This is a genomic window from Cupriavidus phytohabitans (assembly GCF_017815025.1).
GTDB lineage: Bacteria > Pseudomonadota > Gammaproteobacteria > Burkholderiales > Burkholderiaceae > Cupriavidus.
The window spans coordinates 1-1,222 of sequence record NZ_JAGIQB010000197.1 but is presented as its reverse complement, the minus strand read 5'-3'; the positions used below and the strand labels follow the sequence as shown (position 1 = coordinate 1,222).

Here is a 1,222-nt window from a genome sequence, read left to right as displayed (position 1 = left end):
CACGGCAGGGTTCATGACTGGGGTGAAGTCGTAACAAGGTAGCCGTATCGGAAGGTGCGGCTGGATCACCTCCTTTCCAGAGGCTTGTGTCTCAAGCCTAGCGTTCACACTTATCGGTTTGTTTGCTGTTACAGCCAAGGGTCTGTAGCTCAGGTGGTTAGAGCACCGTCTTGATAAGGCGGGGGTCGTAGGTTCAAGTCCTACCAGACCCACCAAGTTATCCGAGGGGGGATTAGCTCAGCTGGGAGAGCACCTGCTTTGCAAGCAGGGGGTCGTCGGTTCGATCCCGTCATCCTCCACCACGATCTCTGACGAGTGAGTTCGGATACCTGGAATTGGTGGTCAAATGCAAGCGCTTAAGGTTTGAGCGTTTGCATTTGGCATTGCCAAGCGATCGAATGATCGGCTGTTCTTTAACAATATGGGATGTAGTAAAGGTGTCGCGCGAGCGTTGATGAGACGCTGTAGTACCAACGCGATACCGGGTTGTGATTGTATCAACCAAAATGTATTTAAGTGATCGAAAGATGACTTGGAATACGGCACAAATGCGAGAACTCAACCTGTAGTGAGCGTGTCGATGAGACACACTTGTTATAGGGTCAAGCGAACAAGTGCATGTGGTGGATGCCTTGGCGATCACAGGCGATGAAGGACGCGGTAGCCTGCGAAAAGCTTCGGGGAGCTGGCAAACAAGCTTTGATCCGGAGATGTCCGAATGGGGAAACCCGGCCCGTATGGGTCATCCCTGACTGAATCCATAGGTCAGGGAAGCGAACGCGGCGAACTGAAACATCTAAGTAGCTGCAGGAACAGAAATCAACCGAGATTCCCAAAGTAGTGGCGAACGAAATGGGAAGAGCCTTGCACTCTTTAGCAGGACTGTTAGCAAAACGGGATGGAAAGCCCGGCCATAGCAGGTGATAGCCCTGTATGCGAAAACAGACTTGTGGAACTAGGTGTGCGACAAGTAGGGCGGGACACGTGAAATCCTGTCTGAAGATGGGGGGACCATCCTCCAAGGCTAAATACTCGTGATCGACCGATAGTGAACCAGTACCGTGAGGGAAAGGCGAAAAGAACCCCGGGAGGGGAGTGAAATAGATCCTGAAACCGCATGCATACAAACAGTCGGAGCCTCGTAAGGGGTGACGGCGTACCTTTTGTATAATGGGTCAGCGACTTACATTCAGTGGCAAGCTTAACCGATTAGGGAAGGCGT

At 51.9% G+C, this 1,222-nt stretch carries 2 tRNA genes and 2 rRNA genes; all 4 read left to right on the top strand.

Annotated features, from left to right (window positions below):
• Positions 1–76, top strand: a 16S ribosomal RNA gene (locus J8I34_RS34115); the annotation flags it as partial.
• A gap of 62 nt (positions 77–138) precedes the next feature.
• Positions 139–215 (top strand) — tRNA-Ile (locus J8I34_RS34110).
• A gap of 11 nt (positions 216–226) precedes the next feature.
• Positions 227–302 (top strand) — tRNA-Ala (locus J8I34_RS34105).
• Between the two features lie 298 nt (positions 303–600).
• Positions 601–1,222 (top strand): 23S ribosomal RNA (locus tag J8I34_RS34100); the annotation flags it as partial.